This window comes from Leifsonia williamsii, assembly GCF_030433685.1.
In the GTDB taxonomy this organism is placed as follows: domain Bacteria; phylum Actinomycetota; class Actinomycetes; order Actinomycetales; family Microbacteriaceae; genus Leifsonia; species Leifsonia williamsii.
Genome location: NZ_JAROCF010000001.1, coordinates 2,306,093 through 2,331,813, shown reverse-complemented (window position 1 = coordinate 2,331,813; position 25,721 = coordinate 2,306,093). Strand labels below are relative to the sequence as shown.

Sequence of the window (25,721 nt, the reverse complement as noted above, 5' to 3'; positions counted from 1 at the left end):
GTCGCTCAGGCGGCCCGGTACGCGGGCGGGTTCGCGGCGGCGACCGCGCGCTCGACGACGTCGGCCGAGCGGACGCCGGAGAACTCGGCCTCCGGGTCGACGATCACGCGGTGCGCCAGCACCGGCTGCGCGAGCTCGCGGATGTCGTCGGGCGTCACGTAGGTGCGCCCGGCCGCGATCGCCCAGGTCTTCGCCGCGCGGGCGAGCGCCAGGGCGCCGCGGATGCTGACGCCGAGCGCGGAGTCCTTGTCGTCGCGGGTGGCGGTGACGATCTCGCTCAGGTAGCCCATCACCGACGCGTCCGTGTGGACCTCCGACGCGAGCTGCGCCAGCGTCGTCACCGAGTCCGCGGCGATGATCGGACGGACCGCGGAGGCCCGGGAGCGGTTGGAGGCGTCCAGCAGCAGGTCGACCGTCGTGGCGTGGTCGGGGTAGCCCAGCGAGGTCTTGATCAGGAAGCGGTCGAGCTGCGCCTCGGGCAGCGAGTACGTGCCCGCCTGCTCCACCGGGTTCTGGGTCGCGATGACGATGAAGGGCGAGCCCACCGGGTGGCCGACGCCGTCGACCGTGACGACCCCCTCCTCCATGACCTCCAGCAGCGCCGACTGGGTCTTGGGGCTGGCGCGGTTGATCTCGTCGGCGAGGACGACGGAGGCGAAGATCGGGCCGGGGTGGAACTCGAACCGGCCGGTCGACTGGTCGTAGATGGTGACGCCGGTCACGTCGGAGGGCAGCAGGTCGGGTGTGAACTGGATGCGCGACTGGGTGCCCTCGATCGTGTTCGCGAGCGCCTTTGCCAGCACGGTCTTGCCGGTGCCCGGCACGTCCTCGAGCAGCACGTGGCCGCCCGAGAGCATCGCCGTGATCACCAGGCGGATGCTGTGCTCCTTGCCGAGGATCGCCTTGTCGACGTTCGCGACGAGTTGCGCGAACGCTCCGGCGAACCAGTCCGCCTGCTCCTGGGTCACTGCCACTGCTGTGCCTCTCTTCCGTTGCTGAATCCTGTGCGCGTCCGCGTGACGCCCGCTGCCGCGATCACGGCGACCAGTCCTGGACGTCGCTCTGCACGCCGTTCACGATCACGTACGCACCGGTGTACCCGCAGTACGGGTGGAGCCCGTTCGGAGTCCCCCGGTAGTGGCCGGAGCCGTTGCCGTCGGACGAGATCGAGTACGCCGACGACAGCTTTCCGCCGTTGCAGTAGTAGTTGATCGTGAACGTCCGGTTGGGCGCGAAGTGGTTGATCGTGACGTCGTACGTGAAGCTGTGGTCGTAACCGGGCTCCTTGTCGCCCTGCCGCAGCGTGATGGACGGCGGCGGGTCCGGCTTCTTGTCGATCTGGACGCTGTTCGAGCTCGCGTGCGGACCGGCTTTGCCGCTCCCGTCGTTGGTCGCGTACACCTCGAACGAGTAGGTGCCGACACCCTGGTTGCCCGCGGTCGCGCTGGTGTTCTTGGTGTCCACCCAGCCGCCGCCGTTGAACCGGTAGTGGTAGGTGACGGACCCGCCGCCGGTCTCCGCCGAGCCGGAGAGGGCGTTCCAGCTCATCCGCACGTCCGCCGGAGCGTACTGGTCGGAGCGCGAGGCCTTCGCGTTCTGCACCTTCGCCGGGGTGCCGTACGGTGTGACCGACGCGCTCTGCGGCGACAGCTCGCTCCAGCCGTCCGCGTTGTGCGCGCGCACGGCGAAGGCGTACGCCGTGCCGTTCGTGAGGCCGGTGATCGTCACCGTGCCGACGTCGTTCACCGTGACCGGGTTCGGTCCGCCGCTCACCTCGTACTGGTCGATCGGCTTGCCGTTGTTCGCGGGCGCCGCGATCTCGACCGTCGCCTGCCCGTCGGTCGCGCGGGCGTTGTCGGGCGCCTTCGGCTTCGACGGCACGTCGTGCACCGTCACGCGGTACTGGCCGATCGCGGAGGCGGTGCGCTTGGGGTCCTTCGTCGCATCCTGCACGTGGTAGACGATGTTGACCGCGCCGATCGCCGCGCCGGAGGCCGCGCTGACCGTGATGGACGAGCCGGTGTGCGTGACGGTCACGCCCGAGGGCGCGCTCTGCGCCTTCGCGTCGGTGATCGTCAGCGGCTTGCCCGGGAACGGGTTGATCCACTGGGCGTCGCTGGAGGCGCCGTCGAGCGTCACGGTCTTGCCGCGCTGCAGCTCGTTCGTCTGCGGCGGGTTCTTCTGCGTCGCGACGGGCCGGCTGGAGCTGACGACCTGCACGTTCACCGTGCCGGTGATGGTGTGGGTGCCGGAGCTGATGGTCACGGAGATCGTGGCCGTCTCCCCCGCCTGCACCCCGAGCGGCGCCGAGAGCGAGAGCGTGGAGCCGCTCAGCGCGGCCTGGATCTTCGGGTTGCTGGAGGTGCCGCCGGTGAACGTCAGGGCGCTGAGGATCTTCGGGTTGGGGTGGAAGGCAGACGCGCGCAGGTCGACGGGGAGCGGAGCCTCCCCCGGCTCGATCTTCTCGCTCGGCGACGTGAAGGTCGGCGCGACGTCGGACTGGTCGGGGTCGCCGACCGTGAGCGGCAGCACGAGCTTGGTCAGGCGGTCGTCGTCGGTGCCGCTCTCGCGTCCGTCGTTGACCGTGAACGTGATGGCCGCCGGGCCGCGGTAGTCCTTGGCCGCCGTGAAGGTCAGCGTCTGGTCGTCGCCGTAGGAGGAGTCGCCGGAGCTGTTCGTCGCGCTGACTCCCGAGGCCCCGGACAGCTTCAACGAACGGCCCGAGGGCACCGTCACGATGTCGGAGAGGCGCCAGCTCTTCGACCCGTTCATGGTCACGATCTGCTGCGGCAGGCCGTCTCTGATCCGCGGCGGAGCCGTGGCCTCGCCCTTCGGCGGAACGATGATGAACGCGTGGCCGACGAGCTGGGTGACCGGGTCGGTGACGGTGTAGGCGACGGCGAAGCGGCGCTCGCCCGGCTTGACGGTCACGGTCCCGTCGTCGCCGACCGAGGCGGCGGAGGCGTTCGGGCCGGTGACCGCGACCTTCAGCGCGTCCGGGAGGCCGGAGGGGTTGGTCGCGCCGGCGAGCGCGTCGACCTTCACGCTGTCCTTCTTCGCGACCTCGTCGGGCTCGATCACGTGGTCGACCGCGGTCGGCGGCACGTCCTTGGCCTTGTTCGTGACGGTCACCTGGATGAACGCGCTGGCCACCCCGCCCTGGCCGTTGCCGATCTGGTAGCGGACGACATACGAGCCCTCGGTCTTGGGCGCCTCCACGAGCACGAGCTTGCCGTGGACGGACGCCTTGAGGCCCTCGTCGACCTGGAGCAGCTTCTTCTGCACCGCGATGGCGTAGCCGTTGGGGTCGGAGTCGTTGTCGAGCACCGGCACCGCGGCGGTGCGCCCCGGCTTGACCTGGATCGGGTCGTTGACCGCGATCGGCGGCCGCACCTGGTCGGGGCGCGGGATGACGCCGATCGTGATGGTGCCGGTCGCGGCCTTCCCGTAGGTGTCCTTGACGGTGTACGTGAAGGTGTCGGTGCCGGCCGAGTCGGGGTACGCCTCGTAGGTGAACGAGCGGCTGTCGGAGGCGGAGATGCGGCCCAGGGTCGGCTGCGAGGCGAGCCCGGAGAGGGTGACGGAGTCGCCGTCCGGGTCGATGCCGTCGAGCGGCACCTCCACCGGCACCGACGAGCCGGCGAAGGCGCGCACGGTGAGCGGCTGCGGCTGCGGCGCCTTGTTGCCGGCCTTGGCGGCGGCCGTGACGACGAAGGTCACCGTCGCCTGCGCCTTCTGCCCGTACTTGTCGGTGATGCCGTAGACCACGTTGTACTGCCCCGGTGTGCCGGGCGCCTGGTACCGGACGGTCTCGCCGCTGACGAAGGCGGTGGCGCCCTGCCCGGCGCCCTTGGCGTCCCGCAGCTCGCGGTCGAGCTCGAAGGGGGCGTTGTCGGGCGAGTAGTCGTTGTCGAGCACGTCCACCGTGCCGACGTCGCCCGCGCGGACCGTGACGGTGTCATCGACGGCGACGGGAGGCTGGTGCTGCACGAGCGGAGGGACGGGTACGACGGTGATCCCTGCGGTCGACTCGGCCACGCCGTCCGAGACGGTGTAGGAGAGCTGGACCTGGCCCGTGAGCACGGTCGGCGCCGTGACCTTCACGATCGCGTTGTCGAGCACCTCCACGTTGAGGTCCTCGGCGCCCTTGTCGATCGTCAGCGAGCGCACGGCGAGCACCCGGCCGGAGGGCGAGACATCGTTGGCGAGGACCGCGACGGAGGTCGGCTCGCCCGGCCGCACGTACGCCTTGTCCGTGACCGCGATGGGCGGCGCCTCCGACGCGCCCTGCTGGGCGATGTCGAAGCGGACCAGCCCCGTGGTGGTCTTGGCCCCGGCCCCGAGCGTGTAGACGACGTAGTACTCGCCGGCGGCATTCGCCGTGAAGGTCACGGTGCCGCGCTGTGTGTCCGTCGTGACCTCTGCGCGGCCACCGCTGTCGAGGGCCGCGCCGACGAGGGTCAACGGGTCGCCGGAGGGCGTCTGGTCGTTGTCGAGCGGGTGCACGACGATCGGGCGGCCGGTGAAGCCGTCGCCGAAGTCCGGGACGGCGACGGGCTCCAAGGAGCCGGTCGGCTTGACGGTCACGATCAGGCTGCCGGTGGCGGAGGCGCGGCCGTCCGACACGGTGACGCGGACCTCCTTCGAACCCGCCTGCCCTGTCTTGCTCGTGAAGGTGACGTCGCCGTTCGGCTTGAACCGCACGTCGTCCTCGGTGGTGGCGGTGGCCGCGACGAGCGACAGGTCGTCGCCGTCGGGGTCGGCCCAGTCGTTGAGGACGTTGTAGGTGAACGACTGACCGACCTCGGTCTGGCCGGTGGAGGGGCGGGTGGAGGCCGGGGGCGCGTTCTCGGCCGCCTGCCTCAGGGTCGCATCCACCTGCGCCGACGAGGTGCCGCCGCGGCCGTCGGAGATCGCATAGCGGAAGGTGATCGTGCCGCTCAGTCCGGCCTTCGGCGTGAACTGCACCGCGCGGGCGCCCTCGACCAGCTGCACGTCGGCCTGACCGGCCGGCACGCCGGCGAGATCGGTGATGGTGAGGATGTCGCCGTCGGGGTCCGTGTCGTTGCTCAGCACGTGCAGGATGGTCGACCGCCCCGGCCGCACGCCGTACGAGTCGTCGGCGGCGGTCGGCGGGCGGTTGACGGAGGTCCGCTGCGCGAGCGTGTCGGCGAAGGACTGCACGACCGGCTTCTCCTCGCCGGTGTCGCCCTCGATGGTGGTGTCGTTGGGCTTCAGCTGGGCCCAGTTCTGCACCAGCCGCATGTCGGAGGAGACCACCCAGGCGTTGCCGTCGCGGAGGTTGTTGAGCGCGATGACGCCGTGGTTCACGCGGAACTCGAGGTCGTCGCCCTTCACGGACCGGTCGATGTCGATGCCGATCGGCTTCTTGCCGTCGCAGGCGTACAGGTAGCGCGCGGAACCGGACCAGGCGCCGTACGAGCAGTCGCCGAGGCGGACGGGTGCGCTCACCGCCTTCGCGCCTCCCGTCGACGTCTTGCCGGCCGGCGACGCGGTGACCTCGCCGCCGCCGAGCGGGACCGAGAGGAGGCTGTTCGCCGTCGCGACCACCGCGCGGTCGCCCTCTGCGCTCGGCTGCTGCACGCGCAGCGCCTTCGCGGGCAGGCTGACGGTGGTGCCCGAGCCGGTGATCAGCTTGTTGCCCTGCGTGTCGAGCACGATCGGCTGGTCGCCCACCGCGGAGAGCTGGAACTCCCCCGGCACCGCGAACGCCGCCGTCGTCGCGGACGCGCCGGGGTGGTCCACCGTGACGAGCCTGCGGCCCTTCGGCGCGACGACGAAGGTCTTGCCCGACTTGGCGACCGCGAGCTTCGCGCCCGTGCCCACCTTGGCGACCGGCTTGGTCGTGGCCTTGTCGAAGTCGAGGCGGCCGGAGGCGTCGAGCACCCACAGCGACCCCGTCGGCGACAGCACCGACAGCGTCGCATCGCCGTAGCCGACCTGCGAGTTCTCGGGGATCTGGATGCGCCCGCCGAGCGACACGTACGCCGGGTCGATCTTGTCGACCGTGCCGTGCGGGAGGTCGGTGAGGAAATAGGAGGAGCCGTCCTGCAGCACGTCGAGGTCGGAGCTCGAGCCCGTGACCGCGGCGTCCAGCTCATCGATCTGATGGTTGAGCCGGCCGCCGAGCAGCTTCTCGCCGTTCGTCACCCACACGTCGCGCGTGTCCAGCTCCACCGCGTTCACGGGGAAGCCCTTGTGCAGCACGGCGATCGTCAGCGGCACGCCGGCGACCACGGCGAGGGCGGTCGCGAAAGCGAGGGTCTTGCGTTCCCGCACCCACTTGCTCAACGACGCCACGTTCGAATATCCCCCGGCCTGGAAAAACCGCTGCCTACGGTAACACGCTCCCGAACAGGGGCCAGATGGGGAGGACTCCCCATTCGGGTGTCAGCCCTCCGCGCCCTGCCGCCCCGGCTGCTCGCCCTCGTCGGCCTCGTCGGCCGCCGCCGCATCCTGTGCCGCGTCGAGCAGCGGGAGGTCCTCGACACCGACCAGGCGCGTCGTCACGGCATACTCCACGAGGCGGGCGCGGCGGTTGGTCGCGAGCTTGCCGCGGCCGCCGCGCAGCCCGGCCACCCCCAGCTTGTCGAGCTTGTCGCAGACGTTGTCGAGCTTGCGGTTGAAGGTCGTCATGCTCCAGCCCAGGCGCGCCGCGGCCTCCGCCGACGTCGGGATCGTTCCCCGGCCCGGCACCGTCTGCGTCAGCACGCCCTCGGCCAGGGCGACGATCAGCTGGCGCTGGGTCGTGGTGAGCGTGATGGGCAGCACCGTGGTCGAGCCGCCGGATCCGTCGGCCGCGACCGCGGTGCCGAACCAGTCCTCGTCGCTCGTGATGGTGAAGTCGTACGTCGTCGCCCCCGCGCTGAACATCACGTGCATGGTCTGGAACACGATCGGCAGCTTCGCCCCTGGCGCGAGCCACGCCTGCATGGTGCCGGTGGCGTCGGTCACCGTCGCGGTGAGGAGGGTGCCCACGTTGGCCAGCCACCACATCCCGTGGTCGCGGCTCAGCGTGAGGAAGCGTCGGTGCAGGTACGGGTTGTCGTCGATCGTCAGGTCGGACTCGCGCCCGATGCCGAACTCGGCGTCGGGGGCCACCGGATACAGCTCGCCGCAGAACTCGACGGTGAGCGGCTTCGCCTGCCGGGAGGCGGACGCTGTCGTCGTCGAGGTGTCGTTCGTCACGGCGTCGTCGGTCATCAGGGTGCGCACGCCTTCAGGGGCTCGGAGGTGCGGCCGGCGCGGATCGTCGACACGTCGATGCAGACCGGGGCCCCGGCCGCGATGCCGGTGACGGTCGCGGTGGGCCGGGTGGTCACGGTGGGCGGGTTCGTCGTGCCCTCGCGGACCCAGGTGTACTGGTCGCCCTCCTGCGGGTCGGCGGTCTTCCAGGTGAAGATCGCGGACGTCCCGCCGGAGCCGCGCTGCGCCGAAACCAGGGTGGGCGCGGGCACGACGCTCACCGCGATCGGATCGTCGCCGCCCGGCCGAGCCGTGGACGACGGCTGCGGGGCCGGCGCCAGCACGTTCGCGACGATCGCGGCGGCCACGCCGAGCACGACGACCGCGGCGGCGCCCGCGCCGACCCAGGCGAGCACGCGGCGGCGCGGGTCGCGCGGGGTCTCGACCGAGTCGGCGGAGGTGGCGCCGGTGTCGGCGTCGGCGTCGGTGCGGTCCTGAGGCGCGGCGTCGCGCCGCGGACGCAGCATGGTGTGCTCCTCGACCGGCCGTGCGGCGGGTGGAGCCGACGCGGTCGCAGGCGGCTGCGCCTCCACCGGGACGACGCCCCTCACCCGCGTCGGCTCCTGCTCGGCGGCGCGTTCCGGTGCGGCGGGGCGTTCCGGTGCGGCACGCGGAGGCTCCACGGCGACGAAGCCTGCGGCCGTCCTCCCGCCCTGCGCCGCCTCGCGCGGCGGCTGTGCCTGGATGGTCGCGACCGAGCGCGCCCGCGTCTCCTGTCCGCCGTCGCCGTCGCCCGGTGCGGGCCGCTCGGCGCCGAGCACGAGGTCGGGCACGTCGATACTGGTGGGAGCGAGTCCCAGCTCCAGCTCGACGCGCTGCAGTGCGCGGGCGAAGTCGACGGCCGTCTGGTACCGGTCCTCCCGCCGCAGCGCCATGCCACGGCGCAGGGAGGCGACGAGCGAGGCGGGCAGATCGCCGCGGTCGATCGGCGTGACCATGCCCCGCTCGATGCGGCCCATCAGGTCGAGCGTGCCGTTGGAGCGCCCCGGCACCTCGAACGGCGTTCGCCCGGCGAGCAGCGTGTGCACGGTCGCGGCGAGCGAGAAGATGTCGCTGCGCACGTCAGGGGCGGGGTCGTCCGCGAACATCTCGGGCGGCGACCACGGTACGCTGAGGCCGACCGAGCGGTCGCCGCTGGTGCCGGTGTCGGCCGGGTCGCGACGCAGCTCCGAGAGGGTCGTGGTGTGCACCGGCAGCTCCTCCAGGGCGGAGGCGATGCCGAAGTCGGTCAGCGCCGGCCAGCCGAGCGCGTTGGTGAGCACGTTCGCCGGCTTGATGTCGCGGTGCAGGATGCCGGCGGCATGGGCCGTGGCGACGGCGCTGGAGAGCCGGACGCCGGTGCGCAGGGCATCCTCCACGCCGATCCGCTCGCGCTTCAGCCGGTCGGCGAGCGACGGGCCGGAGCAGTACTCCATCACCAGGTACGGCCGCTCGTCCGGCGAGACGCCGGCGTGGTGGATGGTCACGATGTACGGATGCGCCGACAGCTGGGCCATCACGTTCGCCTCGGCGACGAACCGCGCACGGGCGGTGGCGTCGACGCTGTCGGTGAGCAGGACCTTCACGGCGACGCTGCGCTTGGGCAGCTCCTGCTCGTACAGGAACACGTCGGAGAAGCCGCCGGAGCCGAGCAGCCGGATGAAGTGGAAGCCGTCGAGCTGCGGGGGCTGCGACGCCATGCGCCTCATGCGCCGGCCTCCGCGGCGTCGCCGTCCACGGTCAGCGTGGCGCCGCTGCCGAGGTCGATCAGCGTGCCCACGACGACGGTCGTCGGCTCGCCGCTGCGCAGCTTCTGCGGCGACTTGCCGGGCAGCACGATGAGCGTGCCGTTGCGGGAGTGGAGGTCGGTGACCACGACGCTGTCGCCCTCGACGGACACGGCGACGTGCGAGCGCGAGATGTCGTCCTCCGCGCTCGTGAGCGTGACAGGACGCGCACCCGGCAGCGATGGGACCGCCGAGACGCTCGGCGCGCGGCCCACGACGACGGGGGCGCTGAGCGGCTCGCGGCGGCCGTCCGAGAGCAGGACCGAGAAGGTGGGGCGTGCGGGCAGCGGAGGAGCGACCGCCTCGGTGGAGGGGCGGGAGGCTCGGGGCGGCAGGTCGCCGCTGAACACCGTCATGCCGTCGTGGTCGCCCGCGGCGGCGGGGTCACCGCCCGTACCGGAGCCTGCCGCTGCGCCGGCCGGGAAGGAGTCGGTGATGAAGGTGGGGAGGTCGATGCGCGCGGGTGGCTCGCCCTCGTCCTCGGGGCGCACCGCGGCCTCCTCGACGGAGCGCATCATGGTGGCGCCGAACAGGTGGTCGTACCCGGTCGTGTCCGCCTCGGCGACCGGAGCGTCGGCCGCGGTCTCCTCCGCGAACCCGGTGACGGTCATCCCGGTGATCGTGGCCTCGGGCACGAGCGCCACGGTCTCCCCCGCCACGGCCTGCGCCTCCCCCAGCTCCACCGGCCCGGTGTCGCGCTGGCCGCGCGACGCGCCCTCGGGCTCCGCCGCCTCGGCGTCGCTCGCGGCCTCCGCGGCCGCCCAGCCCACGCCGTCGCCCCAGACGATCCCGTCCGTGAGCGGCAGGCCCTCGCCTGCGGCGCCGAGCACGACCCGGTCCGCGCCGTCGACCTGCGTCTCGAGCCAGCTGGAGGCGGTGCCGGCGTGGACCTCCCGGCTCGCTCCCCCGGTCACGATCGTCGCCGACGCGCGCCCGCGCACGGCGAGCAGCACAGTGGCGCTGGAGGTGTCGAGCAGCGCGAAGGCCGGGGTCCGGCTGAGGCCGCCGGCAACCAGCGCGTCGAGGGTCTCGGCGAAGCCGGCCCGCAGCGCGGCGCGATAGCGGAGGAGCCGCGCGCGGTCGCGGTCGGCCACCAGGAGAGCGCGACCACCCGCCGCGACGACCGCCCACTCCCCGGCTGTCGTCTGCTGAACGTCGAACACTCGGACGCTATCCCCTCGGTTGCGTGTCTTCGATCGCGCGCTCCGCGGCCCGGTCCCGGGTGTCGACAGAGGCGGGGGTGTCCTCCCCGCTCACCGATTCAACCACGAGCACCGTGACGTTGTCGTGCCCGCCCGCGGCGACCGCGGCCTGCACCAGCGCGGCCGCCGGGTCCGCAGGACCCTCCGCGAGCAGCTGCGCGATGCGCTCGTCGCTCAGCTCGCGGGTGAGGCCGTCCGAGCAGACGAGGAAGGTCTGCCGGCCCGATTCCGGGATGAGCGTGCTGTCCGCGTCGACGAAGTCCTCGGCGCCGAGCGCGCGCGTGATGACGTTGCGCTCGGGATGCACGGCGGCCTGCTGCTCGGTGATCAGCCCGGCGTCCACCAGCTCCTGCACCGCCGAGTGGTCGACGGTGAGCCGGCGCAGCTCGCGGCCGTCCCACGCGTAGACGCGCGAGTCGCCCACGTTGACGACCATCCACTGCTCGGCGGCCAGCTCGGGCACCCGCACGCGGACGATGCCGGCGAGCGTCGTGCCGGCGACCGCCGCACCCGACTCGTCGGCGCCCGACAGCGCGCGCACGGCCGCGTTCGCCTCGTCGATCGCGCGGACGACCTCGTCGGGCGTCGGCCGGGTGCCGGAGGCGAGGGTACGGGCCAGGCTCTCGACGGCCGTGCGGCTGGCCAGGTCTCCCCTGGCGTGCCCGCCCATGCCGTCGGCGACCACGAACACCGGGTCCTCTGCGAGCAGACTGTCCTCGTTGACGTGGCGCACCGCTCCGACGTCCGTGCGGGCGCTCACGCCGACGAGTGAGGTCATGTGCGGGGGTCCTCCTGGGTGGGCCGGGCCTCGGCGCCGTCCGCCGTGGCCGGGTCGGCCGGTCGAGCGTCGTCGTCCGGCTCGCTGTCGTCGTCATCGCCGTGGATGGCCTCGGCGACCGTGGTGCCGCTGAGCCGCAGCTTCACCAGACTTGCAATCGTAGCGACAACCATGGCCGCCACGATCACCGCGAGGGAGGTCCACGTGCTGATGTCGGGGGCCCACTCGATGTGCTCGCCGCCGTTGATGAAGGGCAGCTCGTTCTCGTGCATCGCGTGGAAGACGAGCTTCACGCCGATGAAGGCGAGGATGAACGCGATGCCGTACTTGAGGTACACCAGCTTGTCGAGCAGGTGACCGAGCAGGAAGTACAGCTGGCGCAGCCCCATCAGCGCGAACACGTTGGCCGTGAACACGATGAACGGGCTCCGCGTGATGCCGAAGATCGCCGGGATCGAGTCGAGCGCGAACAGCAGGTCCGTCGTCCCGAGCGCCAGGAACACGATGATCAGCGGCGTGAACATGCGCCGCCCGGCGACCGTCGTGCGCAGCTTGTTGCCCTCGTACTGGGTGGAGACGCGGAGGTGGCGGCGGGCGAAGCGGATGAACCAGCTGTCCTTCTGCCCCTCGTCCTCATGGTCGGTGAACGCCTGGTTGAACGCCGTCCAGAGCAGGAACGCGCCGAAGATGTAGAAGATCCAGCTGAAGCTCGCGATCAGCGAGGCGCCGAGCAGGATGAAGACGCCGCGGAAGATCAGCGCGAGGATGATGCCCACCATGAGCACCTCCTGCTGGTACTTCCTCGGCACGGCGAACCTGCCCATGATGATCACGAACACGAACAGGTTGTCGATGCTGAGGCTGTACTCGGTCAGCCACCCGGCGAGGAACTGGCCGGCATGCTCCGCGTCTCCGACGAGCAGCATCAGCAGCGCGAAGATCAGCGCCAGCCCGACGTAGAACGACACCCACAGCGTCGACTCCTTGGGGCTGGGGATGTGCGGGCGCTTGTAGACGATCAGCAGATCGAACGCGAGGATGAGGATCAGCACGACGAACGAGCCGATCTCGAACCAGGCGGGGAGGGCGAGTTCCAAAGCGGGGACCTTTCGGAGGGCGTCGACGACGGACCGAAAGTCTCTCCCGCACCGTTCGGTGCCGCTGTGTCCGGGCCCTGCCCCGGCCGTGTGGCCGGTCTCGGGCCGTGCTGACGTGCACAGCGCCGGCCCGCCGATCGGGCCGTCCGGGATACTCCCCTTCGCGAACTCTCATGGTAGCGGACGGCGGTGGCGGAGGCCCGGTCCGGGTAGAGCAGAAGCCCCTCCGAACACTGCTCGGAGGGGCTTCTGGTGGTTGGTGACCCCAGCGGGATTTGAACCCGCGTTACCGCCGTGAGAGGGCGACGTCCTAGGCCGCTAGACGATGGGGCCGTCTTGCAACTCAATGATCATGCCACATCGGCCGCGATCAGCCCAAATCGAGGGGTGCATCCCGGGTGTGTCGGGCCGCCCTCGTCAGGCCAGCACGCGCAGCGCCGCGGGGACGACCGTCACCTCCACCGGCAGCGGACCGATGCGCTCGCCGTCGGCGTAGACGATCACGTCGTCCGCCTCGATCCGCACCGTGGAGACGCGGCGCAGGGTGACCTCCGGCAGGTCGGTGTGGGTGCCCGCGAACACGCGCGGGAACAACCGCAGGAAGCGCAGGCGCGACATGCGCGCGACCACGAACAGGTCGAGCCGGCCGTCGTCGAGGCGGGCGTCGGGAGCGATGCGCATCCCGCCGCCGAGGGAGGGGTTGTTGGCGACCGAGACGAGCATGGCTTCCAGCTCCATCGGCTCCCCATCGGCGACGATGCGGTACCGGCGCGGGCGGAGTGTCGCCAGCTCGCGGAGCATGGCCAGCACGTAGCGGCCGCGGCCGCGCGGGCGCGTCATCAGGTTGGCGCGCTCGTTGACCCGCGCGTCGAAGCCTGCGGAGAGCACGCAGCCGAACCAGGTGGTGAGCTCGCCGTGCCGGATGCGGGCGGCGTCGATCACGCGCGGCGCCATGTCCAGCGCCTCCAGCAGCCGGTCGATCGCGGCCTCCGTGTCGTCGACGGGGAGGCCGAGGCCGTCGGCGAGGTCGTTGCCGGTCCCCGACGCGACGATGCCGAGCGGCAGCCCGGTCTCGGCGACCAGGTCGATGCCGAGACTGGCCATCCCGTCACCGCCCACCACCACGAGCGCGTCGGGGCCGTCGGCGAGGGCCTTGGCGGTCTCGCGGCGCAGCAGCTCGCGGTTGGCCTGCTCCACCGCGATCACGGTGCGACCGGAGGCGCGCAGCCGCTCGACGGTCCGCGGGCCGGCGTCGCGACGGTGGCCGAAGGCGGCCATCGGGTTGACCGCGACCACCACGGTCCTGCGGGATGCGGTCATGCCTCCCGACTATGGCATACCGCTCCACCCGCATCGGCACCATGACACGGCGCCGAGGGCCGCCGTTGTGTCGTTATCCGAGCAGGATTCCGTCGCAACGACGCCCCTCGGCGAGCGGAGGCGCTCGGCAGGCCGCACAGCAGGCTCAGAGGCGGAGGCGGCGGAGCAGCTGCGCGTTCAGCGCGACGACGATCGTGGAGACCGACATGAGCACCGCGCCGAACGCCGGCGAGACGACGACGCCGAGTCCGGTGGCGACACCCGCGGCCAACGGCAGCGCGACGACGTTGTAGCCGGTGGCCCAGCCGAGGTTCTGCAGCATCTTGCGGTAGGTCGCCCGCGACAGCTCCACCGCCTTCGCGACGCCGCGCGGGTCGCTCGACGCGAGCACGATGCCCGCCGACTCGATCGCCACGTCGGTGCCGGCACCGATGGCGATGCCGACATCGGCCTGCGCCAGCGCCGGGGCGTCGTTGACGCCGTCGCCGACCATCGCGACCCGCGAGCCGTCCTGCTGCAGGCGTGCGACCGCTCCCGCCTTGTCGCCGGGGAGCACCTCCGCGATCACCTCGCGGATGCCGAGCTGGGCCGCCACCGCCTCGGCCACCGGCCGCGCGTCGCCGGTGAGCATGGCGACCCGGATGCCGCGGTCGTGCAGGGCGCGCACCGCCTCCACCGACTCCGGCCGGACCACGTCGGCGAGGGCGAGCATGCCTTCCACGCGGCCCCCGCGCAGCACGTACACGACGGTCTGCCCGGCTCGGGAGGCGGCGGCGGCGGCCAAGGCGACCTGCTCCCCCGCCTCCAGCCCGCTCTCGGCGAGCAGTCGAGGGGCGCCGACCACGACGCGCTCGCCGTCGACCTCTGCCGCGGCGCCGCGGCCGCCGAGCGCCTCGAAGCCGGTCGCCGGGGCGACCGCGAGGCCGCGCTCCCTGGCCGCCTGCACGATCGCGCGCCCGATCGGGTGCTCGGCCGGCGCCTCCACCGCTGCGGCGAGCGCGAGCAGCGCATCCTGGTCCGCGTCTCCCCCGGTCGCGACGACCGCGGCGACGCCCTGACGCCCCTCGGTGAGCGTGCCGGTCTTGTCGAAGAGGACGACGTCGATGGCGCGGGCGTCCTCCATGGCGTGCCGGTCGCGGATCAGGAGGCCGTTGCGGGCGCCGAGCGCGGTCGAGATCTGCGCGACCAGCGGGATCGCGAGGCCGAGCGCGTGCGGGCAGGCGATCACGAGCACGGTGACGACGCGCTCCAGCACGAAACCGGGGTCGTCCGGACGCAGCGCGAGCCAGACGACGAGCGTGACGACGGCGACCGCCAGCGCCACGTAGAACAGCCAGGCGGCGGCGCGGTCGGCGAGCACCTGCGCGCCCGAGCGGCTGGCCTGAGCGTCGGCGACGAGCCGCATGATGCCCGCGAGCGCCGTGTCGCCGCCGGTGCGGCCCACCCTGACGACGAGCGAGCCGCTGCCGGAGATGCTCCCGGCGACGACCTGCTCCCCCGGCCCGCGCGTGACGGGAGTGGACTCGCCGGTGAGCAGGGACTCGTCGAGGTCGCTGCTGCCGTCGACGATCTCCCCGTCGGCGGGCACGGCAGCGCCCGGGCGGACGCGCACGAGGTCGCCGACGCGCAGGTCGGCGACGGGGACGTCTTCGGGGGCGGCGTGCGGATCGGCGACCCGCTCCGCCGTGTCGGGCAGGAGGCTGGCGAGCTGCCCGAGGGCGTCCTGCGCCCCCATCACGGCCGACATCTCGATCCAGTGGCCGAGCAGCATGATCAGGATCAGGGTGGCGAGCTCCCACCAGAAGTCCATGCCCGGGAGGCCGAGCGTGACGGCGAGGCTGTAGCCGAAGGCGACGGTGATCGCGAGCGAGATCAGCGTCATCATGCCGGGGCGCCGCGCCCGCAGCTCGTCGCGGGCGCCGCGGAGGAAGACGAGGCCGCCGTAGAGGAAGATCGCGACACCGAACGCGGCGGGGATCAACTGGCTGCCGGGGAACCGCGGCCCGTCGAGGCCCAGTATCTCCTGCAGGCCGGTCGAGAAGACCAACGTCGGGATGGTGAGCACGAGCGTCAGCCAGAACTTGCGGCGGAAGATCGCGGGATCGTGCCCGGCGTGGTCGCCGTGGCCGGCGCGCATGTCGTGGTCGCCGTGCATCTCGTGCGTCGTGTGGTCGCCGGCGTGCATGTCGTGCGTCTCGTGCGTGCTGAGGTGCTCGTGCGTCTCGTCCATGACCCGTGGAACGATACCCCCACCGGGTATATTCCGCAATGGCCCGGCGGAGTTGCGCGCTCCCCTGTTCCGGTATTTCCTGGAGCCATGAGACTCACCAAGTTCGAACACGCCGCCCTGCTCCTCGAGGAGTCGGGACGCAAGCTGTTCGTCGACCCGGGCAGCTTCACGTCGCCGCTCACCGACACCACGAACACCGCGGCCGTCGTCATCACCCACGAGCACGCCGACCACTGGACGCCCGAGCAGCTGAACCGCATCCTCGACCGCAACCCCGAGGTGCCCATCTACGCGCCGGAGGGCGTGGCGAAGGCGGCGGCGGACTTCGACATCACCGTGGTGCACCCCGGCGACGCCGTCGAGGCGGAGCCGTTCACCCTCCGCTTCTTCGGCGGGCGGCACGCGGTCATCCACGAGAGCATCCCGGTCGTCGACAACGTGGGCGTGCTCATCAACGACGAGCTCTACTATGCGGGCGACTCCTTCTTCATCCCGGAGGGTGTGGAGGTCGACGTGCTCGCCGCACCGGCCGGCGCCCCGTGGATGAAGGTCGCCGAGACCATCGACTACGTGCTGGCCGTCAAGCCGAAGCGCAGCTTCCCCGTGCACGAGATGGTGCTGTCGCGCGCCGGCAAGGACCTCTCCAACTCCCGTCTCGCCTGGGCGACCGAGCAGGGCGGCGGACAGTTCTTCCCGCTCGAGCCCGGCGACGCGCTCGACCTGTGAGCGGCGGCCGGTGAGCGAGCGCGGCGCGGGCGGCGCCGGCGGCGGCGCGCACGGCGACGGCCCCGCTGTCGTCTGGTTCCGCGACGACCTCCGCGTCGCCGACAACCCCGCCCTGCGCGCCGCCGCCGACTCCGGCCGGCCGGTGCTGTGCGTGTACGTCTGGGACGACCGGTCGCCGGAGGTGCGCGCCCCGGGCGGCGCGGCGCGCTGGTGGCTGCACCACAGCCTCCACTCGCTGGCGGAGCGGCTGGAGGCGATGGGCGCGACCCTCACGATCCGGCGCGGCCCCGCCGAGCAGGTGATCGGCGGCCTGCTGCGCGAGACCGGAACCGCCGCCGTCTACTGGAACCGCCGGTACGGCTCGGAGCGGCGCATCGACGAGCGCATCAAGACCGCGGCCCGCGAGGGCGGCGTGGAGGCGTCGAGCTTCGGCGCGAACCTGCTGTTCGAGCCGTGGACGATCCGCACCGGGCAGGGCGGCCCGTTCTCGGTGTACACGCCGTTCTGGCGGGCCTGCCTCGCCGCACCTGCCCCACGCAAGCCGGTGGCCGCGCCCGCCCGGCTGACCCCGGCCTCCCGCATCGACGGGGAGGAGCTGGAGGCGCTCGGCCTGCTGCCGACGCACCCCGACTGGGCCGGCGGGCTGCGCGAGACGTGGCAGCCGGGCGAGCGCGCGGCGCACGAGCAGCTGCGGCGGTTCCTCGCCGACGACGTCGCCGCCTACGCGGACGACCGCGACCTGCCCGGCGTCGACGCCACCTCCCGGCTGTCGCCGCGGCTGCGCTGGGGCGAGCTGAGCCCGCACCAGCTGTGGCACGCGTCGGCGACGGCGCGCGACCGGTCGAACGCGAAGGGCGTCAGCACCTTCCAGAGCGAGCTCGGCTGGCGGGAGTTCGCGTACCACACGCTCTACGAGCATCCGGACATGGCGACCGTGAACATCCACCGCCGGTACGATGCCTTCCCCTGGCCGCGCCTCCACCCCGCCGCCCTGCACGCCTGGCAGCGCGGCCGCACGGGCATCCCGCTCGTGGATGCCGGAATGCGCGAGCTGTGGCATTCGGGCGTCATGCACAACCGGGTGCGGATGGTGACCGCGTCGTTCCTCATCAAGAACCTGCTCGTCGACTGGCGGCACGGCGAGCAGTGGTTCTGGGACACGCTGGTCGACGCCGACCCGGCGAACAACCCGTTCAACTGGCAGTGGGTCGCCGGGAGCGGCGCGGACGCCGCACCGTACTTCCGCGTCTTCAACCCGGAGCTGCAGCGCGAGAAGTTCGACCGCCAGGGCGACTACGTGCGCCGCTGGGTGCCGGAGTGGGACACGCCCGACTACCCGGAGCCGATCGTCGACCTCGCCGAGACGCGCCGCGCGGCGCTGGCGGCGTTCGACGTGGTGAAGAGCGCGCGCACCGCAGACTGACGCCGGTCGGGCGGCGTGCGGGTCAGCGGGCGTGGTCGGCGAGGATCTGGTCGACGTCGATGCTCGCGAGGATGGCGTCCCAGTCGAGGCTGCGCGCCTCCTCGGCCTTGTCCTCGTCGGCGAGCACGCGCCCGCTGCGCTCGACCACGATGCCCTCTGGCACGCGGCGGTTCACCTCGGCGAGGATGGCGTCATCCACCGCCTCGGTGTCGAAGTCGGCGCCGACGCGCGCGAAGTAGTCGCCGGAGACGGTGTACGAGACGATTCCTGCTTCGATTCGAGCCATGCCAGGCACCCTACCCGCCGCGGGTGACGACCGGAGGCTCGGCGCGTACAGTGCCCGGCATGACGGACCGACACGACGAGCCGCGCGACGCGGACGAGCTCACCCGCCAGGTCGCCGAGCTCGGCGACACCGACGAGGACCGCCTCGACGCGGTCGCCGAGCACAACGAATCGCTGCAGGAGCGCCTCCCGGGCGAGGAGGAGCTGCCGCGGACGAAGGGGGCACCTGCCGACGAGGGCGCCGGCACCGACGACTAGCGGCGCTACCGCACCCGCCCCCGCGTCTCCATCCGCAGCTCCAGCGCACCCTCCCCCTCGGTGAGCGTGAGCTCCACCGTCACCGACGCCAGCTCGCCCAGCGAGGTGAGGTGCGTGCCGCCGCAGGCGATCTCGACCGTGCCCTCGGGGAGCTCGCAGCGCCAGTAGCGGCGCTCGGAGAGGCCCTCGCCGTCGCGGGCGATCGAGACCGGGGCGTCGGTGGTGAGCCAGTCGGCGAGGTCGGCGTTCACCGCGTCCTGCACCTCCTGCAGGCGGTCGGCGAGGTCGGCGGCGGCGAAGCCCTTCTTGCGGAGGCTCTTGCCGATGCGGTACTCGTCCACCGAGCCGTTCTCCACGATGCGGGAGGAGGTGATCGCCAGCTTGTCGAAGTCGGGGCGGCCGCGGCCGTCGCCGGGCACGTCCTTCGTCCAGAGGCCGGCGAGGGCGTCGTTCAGGGCGAGCGACGCCAGGTGGCAGGCGGTGTGGCCGGCCGACAGGGCGCGGCGGTAGTCCGCGTCGACCGACACGGTCGCCGGCGTGCCCGGCTCCAGGCCGCTTCCGTCCGAGACCAGGTGGCACACGACGAACGTCCACCCCTCTGTGCCCGTCCGAACGGGCGCGTCGCCGACGTACAGCTGCGTGCCGTCGGTCGCGCCGACCACGGCGTCCACGATCGGGTGGGAGGCCCCTCCCGCCGTCAGCGTGCCGCGGTCGGCCGGCTGGTCGGGCCACACCGGATCCAGCGCGTGGAACGCGGTGCGGTCGAGCAGCACGGCCGACCGGCCGTCGGGGAGCGCCGTCACGCCGACCACCGTCCCCGCCGACACGAGGGCGCCGTCCGGGTAGGTGACGACGGTGTCGGCGGACGGGAGCGGCGTGGTCGGGAGGCTCATGCCTCCAGGCTATGCGACCAGCGCCCCGCCGCAGGGGTCACCGCCCGGGTCAGCGCGACGCGACCCGCGCGCCCGCCGTCAGCGACGCCACGTACTCCTCATGCTGACCCATCCACGTCGACACCGCCTTGTCGTAGTCCTTCGTCCCGCTGTTGAACATCGCGTTCTCGAGCGAGTACAGCAGGTCGGAGTCCATCCGGAAGTCCTTCGCCCAGCCGGCCACCTCGGGCAGCTTCGTGGCGAGCTGCTTGGAGCCGATCGAGTGGAGGGACTCCGCCGCGCCGAGCGCGCCCTTCGGGTCCTTCAGGTCCTTCAGGTCGAACTCGTCGTACGCCCAGTGCGGCCGCCACAGGGTGACCGCGATGTTCTGGTGCGCCTTCATGGCACTGGTCAGCTCGGCGAGCATCGCGGGGGTGGAGGAGGTGACGAAGTCCATCCCCTTCAGCCCGTATCCCGGAATCACCTTGTTCTGGGTCGCGTCGGTCAGACCGGCGCCGGGCTCGATGCCGACGAGCCGGTTGCCGAAGTCGTCGGCGTGGGAGGCGAGCTGGTCGAGGGAGTCGATGGGGGCGTCCTTGTTCACCGCGATGGTGAGCTTCGCCTCCTCGTTCCATGCGCCCAGGTCGGTCAGCGCGTCGCCGTACTTGTCGAGGTACGCCTTGTGCGTGGTGGGCAGCCAGCCGTCGTAGGCGATGTCGTAGTCGCCCGTGCTGAGGCCGGCGAAGGCGGGGCCGGCGTCGGCGTACTCGAACTCGACGTCGTACCCCTTCTTCTCGAGCACGTGCTTCCACAGGTACGAGACGGCCTCGCCCTCCGGCCAGCCGTTGAAGACCGCGATCTTCACCTGCCCCTTGCCGCCGCCGGAGCTGGAGGCCGCGGTCACGGCCGTGCCGCCGACCACGACGATCAGCGCGGCGCCGAGCACGGCGAGCGCGCGCTTCGGCATCCGGAACCGGGCGCGGCCGACCGCGGCGGTCATCCGGTCGAGGACGATGGCGAGGATGACCACGGCGACGCCGGCCTCGAAGCCGAGACCGACATCCACCCGGCTCAGCGCCTGGACGATGTCGCGGCCGAGGCCGCCCGCGCCGACCATGCCCGCGATGACGACCATCGACAGCGACAGCATGATGACCTGGTTCACGCCGGCGAGGATCGACGGCATGGCGAGGGGCAGCTGGATCTGGCGCAGGATGCGGCGGGGCGCGGAGCCGAACGCGCGGCCCGCCTCCACCAGCTCCTGGTCGACGCCGCGGATGCCCAGCTCGGTGAGCCGCACGCCCGGCGCCATCGCGAACACGATGGTCGCGACCATGCCCGGCACCACGCCGACGCGGAACAGGATGAGCGCCGGGATCAGGTACACGAACGCCGGCATGGTCTGCATGAGGTCGAGCACCGGCCGGATGATCGTCGCAGCGACCTTGGAGCGCGCCGCGAGGATGCCGAACGGCACGCTCAGCGCGATCGCGATGGCCGCGGAGACCAGCACGAGCGCCAGGGTGTCCATGGCGTTGGCCCACTGGTCGATGGAGGCGATCAGCAGCAGCCCGATCACCGTCCCCGCGCCGAACACCCAGCCGCGCAGCCACACGGCGAGCACGGCGACGATGAGGATCACGCCCCAGAACGGCGGCGTCTGCAGCAGCCAGTCCATCCCCGTGTAGAGGGCGGTGAAGACGGCGCGGATGACGTCGAAGACGGGCCCGAGGGTGGCGGTCACCCACTCCACGACCGCGTCGGCCCACTGGCCGAGGGGAAGGCGGAAGGCGTCGGCGTTCATGCGCGCACCTCCTCGCGCTCGACGGCCGGGACATCGGGGGAATCGGGCGCGGTCTCCCGCAACACGGTCGTCATGGCGTCGACGGGCACGGTCGCGGGCGGCTCCACCACGACCGGGATCTCCATCGTGTCGCTCGACACGTTGCCGAGAGCGGCGAGCAGCGTCACCCGCGGGATGACGCCGAGCAGCCGCTGCTGACCGTCCACCACCGCGAGCGGCAGGGCGCTGCCGACCGACGGCTCCACGAGCTCGCTGAGCACGTCGTCGCGCGACACCACGGCCACGTCGTCGCGGATCACCTCGGAGAGGTCGCCGCGGCCCTCGCGCACCTGGCGCATGACGTCGCGGTCGCGGACCGCTCCGAGCAGCCTGCGGCCCTGCCCGACGACGAGGGCGGCGGAGGTCTGGAGGTCGCGCATCGTCCGCATCGCGGCGCGCGGTCCGCCCGCCACGGTCACCAGCGCGCGGGCCGGCTCCATCACGCTCGCGGCGGTGAGCACGCGGGCGCGGTCGACGTCCTGCACGAAGCTGGCGACGTAGTCGGTGGCCGGGTCGGTGAGGATCTCCTCCGGCGTGCCGGTCTGCACGATGCGGCCGTCGCGCATGACAGCGATCCGGTCGCCCAGGAACATGGCCTCGTTGAGGTCGTGGGTGATGAACACGATCGTCTTGCCGAGGCTCGCCTGCAGCTCGATCAGCTGCTCCTGCATCTCGCGCCGGATCAGCGGGTCGAGCGCCGAGAACGCCTCGTCCATCAGCAACACGTCGGTGTCGGCGGCGAGTGCGCGGGCGATGCCGACGCGCTGCTGCATCCCGCCGGAGAGCTCCGACGGCAGCTTGTCGCCCCAGCCGTCGAGCCCGACGAGCTGCAGCACCTCGGTGGCGCGGGCGCGACGCTCGGCGGCAGGGGCGCCCTGCACCTCCAGCCCGTAGGCGATGTTGTCGAGCACGGTGCGGTGCGGCAGCAGGGCGAAGTGCTGGAACACCATCGAGATGTGCCGGCGCCGCACCTCCCGCAGCCGCTTGGCGGGCACGCCGGTGATCGGCTCGCCCATCACCCGCACCTCGCCCGCGGTGGGCTCGAGCAGCCCGTTCAGGAGGCGGATGAGCGTCGACTTGCCCGAGCCGGACAGGCCCATGACGACGAAGATCTCGCCGCGGCGGACGCTCAGGCTCGCGTCGATGACGGCGGCCGTCCCGAGCCCGGCGAGCTCGGTGCGGGCGGCGCCGTCGCGCAGCCGGCGGACGGCCTCCTGGGGCTTGCGGCCGAAGACCTTGTAGACGTTCCTCGCCTCGACAGCCAGGGTTTCTGACACGTGTTTCTCTCCACAGCGCGCGCCTGCTGGGCGCCGGCGCGCTCGATGGTCGCGCCCGGGTCGTCGGCGTGCTGCGGCAAGCGGCGACTCCAGCGCGGACTCTCCGCGCGAATCGCACCGCCGGCGCGACCATCGGGGTGCGCCCACGCCAGCCGACCGTACGGTGCGGGGCGGGCCGCTCTGCGGCCACGCGCCCCCTCCCGCGGGCTGGGTTCACGGCCCCGCGCAGCACTGTCGGAGCGCCGCGGAGGCGTCATCGACCGTATCAAACGCCTCCGGGAGCATGCCAAATCGGGCGTCGCGCCGGTTCGGCACACCGACGGCGGATGCGGCAGACTCGTTCCATGGCGAACCCGACCGGCGATCACTCCTGGCAGCGCGTCCCGATCGAGCCGCAGAGCGTCGATGCCCCGCTCTCGCGCGCGGCGGTCTTCCTCGTCGTCACCGTCGCGCAGACGCCGGAAGCCCTGGCGACCGTGAAGGACGTGCTCGGCGACCTCTCGGGCCTGGTGAAGACCGTGGGGTTCCGCGACCTCAATGCGCACCTGTCCTGCAACGTCGCCATCGGCGCGGAGTTCTGGCCGCGGCTGACGATCGCGCTGCCGCCGAAGGAGCTGCACCCGTTCCGGGAGGTGCGCGGAGCCGTCCACACCGCGCCGTCCACCCCGGGCGATCTGCTGTTCCACATCCGCGCCGAGCGCGACGACTTCACCTTCGAGTTCGAGCGCCTGCTGCTCGCGGCGCTGGGCGATGCCGTGACCGTGGTGGACGAGGTGGTCGGCTTCCGGTACTTCGACTCGCGCGACCTGCTCGGCTTCGTCGACGGGACGGCCAACCCGATGGGGCTCGACCTCGGCTCCTCCGCGATCGTCGGCGACGAGGACCCGGAGCACGCGGGAGGGAGCTACGTCGTCGTGCAGAAGTACCTGCACGACCTCGAGCGCTGGAACAGCCTCCCCGTGCCGGCGCAGGAGGGCATCATCGGCCGCACCAAGCTCGAGAACATCGAGCTGGACGACGTCGAGCACGGCCAGAAGGCGCACAAGACCCTCGCCACGATCACCGACGAGCAGGGCGTCGAGCACGACATCCTGCGCGACAACATGCCGTTCGGCCGCCCGGGGCAGGGCGAGTACGGCACCTACTTCATCGGCTACTCGCGGCAGCTGTGGGTGATCGAGCGGATGCTGGAGCGCATGTTCGTCGGCGAGCCCGCCGGCAGCTACGACCGGATGCTCGACTTCTCGACGGCGGTCACCGGCACCACGTTCTTCGCCCCGACCCGCGGCTTCCTCGACGCGCTCGCGGACTGACCGGCGGCGCCGGCCCGGCGGCCCGCGCCGAGCTGCCCCAGCGCGACGGCGGCCAGCACGATCGCGAGGCCGAGCAGCTGGCGGCCGGTGAGCGCCTCCCCCGCCACCACCGCCCCGAGCAGCACACCGGTGACCGGGTTGAGCAGGCCGACCAGACCCGCGGTCGCCGGCCCCAGCCTCCTGAGCCCGGCGAACCAGGCGAGGAAGGCGAGCGCGGTCGCGACCACCGTCACGTACGCGAACCCGAGCACCGCCGGGACGTCGAGCGCGGGAGGCGCCCCCTCCACCACGAGCGCCACCGGCAGCACGATCAGCCCACCGGCCACGAGCTGCCAGGCCGTCGACGCGACCACGTCGATCCCGCTGGCCCAGCGGGTGGCGAGCACGTACCCCAGCGACGAGAGCAGCATCGCGAGCACGGCCGCCGCGACGCCGAGCGGATCGGCGGCGACCCTCCCGCCGAGCAGCATCACGGCCACTCCCCCGACGCCCGCGACGCCTCCGAGGAGGGCGAGGAGGCGCGGGCGCTGCCCGAGCAGCAGCCACGCGAACGCGGTCATCGCGAGGGGCGCCGCCGCCATCAGCGTCGCCGCGACGCCCGACGGCAGCAGCTGGGCGACCGCGTAGACGAGCGCGAAGAAGCCGCCGGTGTTGAGCACGCCCAGTACCGCCGATCGCCACCACCACGCTCCCCGCGGCCGCCGCCGTGCCACGAGCAGCAGGAGCAGGCCCGCCGGCAGCGCCCGGAGCACCGCTCCCCACAGAGGCTCCGGCGGCAGCACCGCCCGCGTCACGACGTACGTGGATCCCCAGGCGACGGGCGCGATGGCGGTGACGGCGACCCAGCGCAGCCGTGAGATAGCTTCCATGGAAGCTATCGTAGTACCGCGGCGCCGCAAAAGCTTCCCCGGAAGGTAAACTCGGCTCATGAGCAGCACCACCGTCCGCGTCTCCCGCATCCAGGAGGAGTGGCGTCGCGAGCGCCCGGACCTCGACGTCGCACCGCAGGGCGTCATCGGGAGGCTGCACCGCGTCGGCGCACGGCTCACCGAGGAGCTCGTGGCCGTCTACGCCGAGCACGGTCTCGCCGAGGGCGACTTCGACGTGCTCGCCACCCTGCGCCGGGCCGGGGCACCGTACGAGCGCACCCCGGGCGAGCTGGCCGAGCACACCATGATCACCACCGGCGGCATGACCAAGCGCCTCGACCGGCTCGAGCGCGCGGGCCTCCTCACCCGCCGCGCAGCGGACGGCGACGGACGCGGGAGGATCGTCGCCCTCACCGAGCGCGGCCGCGAGACGATCGACGCCGCGGTCACCGACCACCTCGCCAACGAGCGCCGGCTGGTCGACATGCTGGGCGCCCGCGACGCCGCCGAGCTGGAGCGCATCCTGACCCGCTGGCTGGCCCGCCTGGAGGGGTAGCGTCGGCGCCGCCTGCCCGTCCGCCCGCGGCTGTGCGACATTTGCGCCGAATCGCGGTTCTCGCTGTCGGTATCCCGACATTTGCGCCAATTGGCGACACCGCGGTGTCGCTGACGGCGCTCGGCCGGGATGCGTGTTCCGGCGCGCCCGCTCCACACATTCGGCACGAATGCAGGGTTCGGCGCCCGCATTCCACACATTCGGCACGAATGCAGGGTTCGGCGCCCGCATTCCACACATTCGGCACGAATGTCACCCGCGGTCCGTCAAGCGCGCGTGACGCTCCGTGACGCCCGCGCAACAGGCCGTCATGTTCGTGGCGACGGTCCCGCACGGCGCGGTAGAAACGGTCGATCATGTCGCGCATCTTCACGAGCAAGCACAACCCGGGACGCGCCCGCTGGGAGCTGGTCGTCAGCCCCCAGGGCGACGTGTACGCGTTCCCGCTGACGCTGCCGATCGCGCAGCGCCAGGTGCTCGGCGGGCACCGCAGGTACCTCGTCGGCCGGGTGAGCCGCGGCGGGACGGCCTGGACAGCGGCGGGACCGTCCGGGCTGGTCTACGGGACGACGTTCCCGTCGCTCCCCGCGGCCCTCGTCTGCATCGCCGACGAGGTCGACCTGGCGCCGGTGCCATAGCG

Annotated in this window: 20 protein-coding genes and 1 tRNA gene; 6 read left to right on the top strand and 15 right to left on the bottom strand. The window is 72.3% G+C overall.

Annotated features, from left to right (window positions below; all coding sequences use genetic code 11):
• Positions 1-5: 5 nt before the first annotated feature.
• From P5G50_RS10975 to P5G50_RS10930, 10 genes are all read right to left on the bottom strand, one after another.
• Positions 6-968, bottom strand: a complete 963-nt coding sequence (locus P5G50_RS10975; protein WP_301209445.1) for an AAA family ATPase — start codon at positions 966-968, stop codon at positions 6-8.
• 67 nt (positions 969-1,035) lie between these two features.
• Positions 1,036-6,321 carry an Ig-like domain-containing protein gene (locus tag P5G50_RS10970; RefSeq protein ID WP_301209068.1) on the bottom strand — a complete coding sequence of 1,762 codons (5,286 nt, stop codon included), beginning with the start codon at positions 6,319-6,321 and terminating at the stop codon, positions 1,036-1,038.
• A gap of 90 nt (positions 6,322-6,411) precedes the next feature.
• Positions 6,412-7,224 carry a hypothetical protein gene (locus tag P5G50_RS10965; protein ID WP_301209071.1) on the bottom strand — a complete coding sequence of 271 codons (813 nt, stop codon included), beginning with the start codon at positions 7,222-7,224 and terminating at the stop codon, positions 6,412-6,414.
• On the bottom strand, positions 7,224-8,945 hold the full coding sequence (locus P5G50_RS10960; protein WP_301209074.1) for a serine/threonine-protein kinase: 1,722 nt from the start codon (positions 8,943-8,945) through the stop codon (positions 7,224-7,226). The genes P5G50_RS10965 and P5G50_RS10960 overlap by 1 nt, the downstream gene beginning before the upstream one ends.
• 5 nt (positions 8,946-8,950) lie before the next feature.
• Entirely contained in the window at positions 8,951-10,195 is a 1,245-nt protein-coding gene (locus P5G50_RS10955; RefSeq protein ID WP_301209077.1) for an FHA domain-containing protein, read from the bottom strand.
• A gap of 7 nt (positions 10,196-10,202) precedes the next feature.
• On the bottom strand, positions 10,203-11,012 hold the full coding sequence (locus P5G50_RS10950; protein WP_301209079.1) for a PP2C family protein-serine/threonine phosphatase: 810 nt from the start codon (positions 11,010-11,012) through the stop codon (positions 10,203-10,205).
• Positions 11,009-12,109: a TerC family protein gene (locus P5G50_RS10945; protein WP_301209082.1), complete on the bottom strand. Its 1,101-nt coding sequence runs from the start codon at positions 12,107-12,109 to the stop codon at positions 11,009-11,011. The genes P5G50_RS10950 and P5G50_RS10945 overlap by 4 nt, the downstream gene beginning before the upstream one ends.
• A gap of 257 nt (positions 12,110-12,366) precedes the next feature.
• Positions 12,367-12,442 (bottom strand) — tRNA-Glu (locus tag P5G50_RS10940).
• An 84-nt stretch (positions 12,443-12,526) separates the two neighbouring features.
• Positions 12,527-13,429 (bottom strand): diacylglycerol kinase family protein, encoded by a 903-nt coding sequence (locus P5G50_RS10935; RefSeq protein ID WP_301209085.1) that lies wholly within the window; start codon positions 13,427-13,429, stop codon positions 12,527-12,529.
• Between the two features lie 145 nt (positions 13,430-13,574).
• On the bottom strand, positions 13,575-15,659 hold the full coding sequence (locus tag P5G50_RS10930; protein ID WP_301209086.1) for a copper-translocating P-type ATPase: 2,085 nt from the start codon (positions 15,657-15,659) through the stop codon (positions 13,575-13,577).
• Positions 15,660-15,746: 87 nt separating this feature from the next.
• On the opposite strand from P5G50_RS10930, the gene P5G50_RS10925 reads away from it, so the two are divergent.
• Entirely contained in the window at positions 15,747-16,385 is a 639-nt protein-coding gene (locus tag P5G50_RS10925) for an MBL fold metallo-hydrolase (RefSeq protein WP_301209088.1), read from the top strand.
• 10 nt (positions 16,386-16,395) lie between these two features.
• Positions 16,396-17,808: a cryptochrome/photolyase family protein gene (locus tag P5G50_RS10920; protein ID WP_301209091.1), complete on the top strand. Its 1,413-nt coding sequence runs from the start codon at positions 16,396-16,398 to the stop codon at positions 17,806-17,808.
• A 22-nt stretch (positions 17,809-17,830) separates the two neighbouring features.
• Here P5G50_RS10920 and P5G50_RS10915 read toward each other — a convergent pair whose 3' ends face one another.
• A complete protein-coding gene (locus P5G50_RS10915; protein ID WP_301209094.1) occupies positions 17,831-18,094 on the bottom strand; it encodes a hypothetical protein in 264 nt (87 codons plus the stop codon).
• Positions 18,095-18,153: 59 nt separating this feature from the next.
• Between P5G50_RS10915 and P5G50_RS10910 the strand changes: the two genes are divergently transcribed.
• On the top strand, positions 18,154-18,351 hold the full coding sequence (locus tag P5G50_RS10910) for a hypothetical protein (protein WP_301209097.1): 198 nt from the start codon (positions 18,154-18,156) through the stop codon (positions 18,349-18,351).
• A gap of 5 nt (positions 18,352-18,356) precedes the next feature.
• Here P5G50_RS10910 and P5G50_RS10905 read toward each other — a convergent pair whose 3' ends face one another.
• From P5G50_RS10905 to P5G50_RS10890, 3 genes are read right to left on the bottom strand one after another with little or no spacing between them, the layout of a single operon-like run.
• Positions 18,357-19,244 (bottom strand): alanyl-tRNA editing protein, encoded by an 888-nt coding sequence (locus P5G50_RS10905; protein ID WP_301209099.1) that lies wholly within the window; start codon positions 19,242-19,244, stop codon positions 18,357-18,359.
• A gap of 49 nt (positions 19,245-19,293) precedes the next feature.
• Positions 19,294-21,027 (bottom strand): ABC transporter permease/substrate binding protein, encoded by a 1,734-nt coding sequence (locus P5G50_RS18600; RefSeq protein WP_363319467.1) that lies wholly within the window; start codon positions 21,025-21,027, stop codon positions 19,294-19,296.
• Positions 21,024-22,343 (bottom strand): quaternary amine ABC transporter ATP-binding protein, encoded by a 1,320-nt coding sequence (locus P5G50_RS10890; protein WP_301209102.1) that lies wholly within the window; start codon positions 22,341-22,343, stop codon positions 21,024-21,026. The genes P5G50_RS18600 and P5G50_RS10890 overlap by 4 nt, the downstream gene beginning before the upstream one ends.
• 344 nt (positions 22,344-22,687) lie before the next feature.
• Here P5G50_RS10890 and P5G50_RS10885 point away from each other — a divergent pair, with 344 nt between their 5' ends.
• Positions 22,688-23,656 (top strand): Dyp-type peroxidase, encoded by a 969-nt coding sequence (locus P5G50_RS10885; RefSeq protein WP_301209105.1) that lies wholly within the window; start codon positions 22,688-22,690, stop codon positions 23,654-23,656.
• Here the strand turns inward: P5G50_RS10885 and P5G50_RS10880 are convergent.
• Positions 23,566-24,525 (bottom strand): DMT family transporter, encoded by a 960-nt coding sequence (locus P5G50_RS10880; RefSeq protein ID WP_301209107.1) that lies wholly within the window; start codon positions 24,523-24,525, stop codon positions 23,566-23,568. The genes P5G50_RS10885 and P5G50_RS10880 overlap by 91 nt on opposite strands.
• Before the next feature lie 58 nt (positions 24,526-24,583).
• Between P5G50_RS10880 and P5G50_RS10875 the strand changes: the two genes are divergently transcribed.
• Positions 24,584-25,081, top strand: coding sequence for a MarR family winged helix-turn-helix transcriptional regulator (locus tag P5G50_RS10875; RefSeq protein WP_301209110.1), 498 nt, complete (start codon positions 24,584-24,586; stop codon positions 25,079-25,081).
• A 356-nt stretch (positions 25,082-25,437) separates the two neighbouring features.
• Positions 25,438-25,719 (top strand): hypothetical protein, encoded by a 282-nt coding sequence (locus P5G50_RS10870; RefSeq protein ID WP_301209111.1) that lies wholly within the window; start codon positions 25,438-25,440, stop codon positions 25,717-25,719.
• Positions 25,720-25,721: the final 2 nt, after the last annotated feature.

Bases quoted from the DNA above. Each gene is read 5' to 3' on its own strand.
- P5G50_RS10875 (WP_301209110.1), top strand. From the start codon at position 24,584: ATGAGCAGCACCACCGTCCGCGTCTCCCGCATCCAGGAGGAGTGGCGT.
- P5G50_RS18600 (WP_363319467.1), bottom strand. From the start codon at position 21,027: ATGAACGCCGACGCCTTCCGCCTTCCCCTCGGCCAGTGGGCCGACGCG.
- P5G50_RS10950 (WP_301209079.1), bottom strand. From the start codon at position 11,012: ATGACCTCACTCGTCGGCGTGAGCGCCCGCACGGACGTCGGAGCGGTG.
- P5G50_RS10910 (WP_301209097.1), top strand. From the start codon at position 18,154: ATGACGGACCGACACGACGAGCCGCGCGACGCGGACGAGCTCACCCGC.
- P5G50_RS10885 (WP_301209105.1), top strand. From the start codon at position 22,688: ATGGCGAACCCGACCGGCGATCACTCCTGGCAGCGCGTCCCGATCGAG.
- P5G50_RS10965 (WP_301209071.1), bottom strand. From the start codon at position 7,224: ATGACCGACGACGCCGTGACGAACGACACCTCGACGACGACAGCGTCC.
- P5G50_RS10925 (WP_301209088.1), top strand. From the start codon at position 15,747: ATGAGACTCACCAAGTTCGAACACGCCGCCCTGCTCCTCGAGGAGTCG.
- P5G50_RS10870 (WP_301209111.1), top strand. From the start codon at position 25,438: ATGTCGCGCATCTTCACGAGCAAGCACAACCCGGGACGCGCCCGCTGG.
- P5G50_RS10935 (WP_301209085.1), bottom strand. From the start codon at position 13,429: ATGACCGCATCCCGCAGGACCGTGGTGGTCGCGGTCAACCCGATGGCC.
- P5G50_RS10915 (WP_301209094.1), bottom strand. From the start codon at position 18,094: ATGGCTCGAATCGAAGCAGGAATCGTCTCGTACACCGTCTCCGGCGAC.
- P5G50_RS10905 (WP_301209099.1), bottom strand. From the start codon at position 19,244: ATGAGCCTCCCGACCACGCCGCTCCCGTCCGCCGACACCGTCGTCACC.
- P5G50_RS10880 (WP_301209107.1), bottom strand. From the start codon at position 24,525: ATGGAAGCTATCTCACGGCTGCGCTGGGTCGCCGTCACCGCCATCGCG.
- P5G50_RS10930 (WP_301209086.1), bottom strand. From the start codon at position 15,659: ATGGACGAGACGCACGAGCACCTCAGCACGCACGAGACGCACGACATG.
- P5G50_RS10960 (WP_301209074.1), bottom strand. From the start codon at position 8,945: ATGGCGTCGCAGCCCCCGCAGCTCGACGGCTTCCACTTCATCCGGCTG.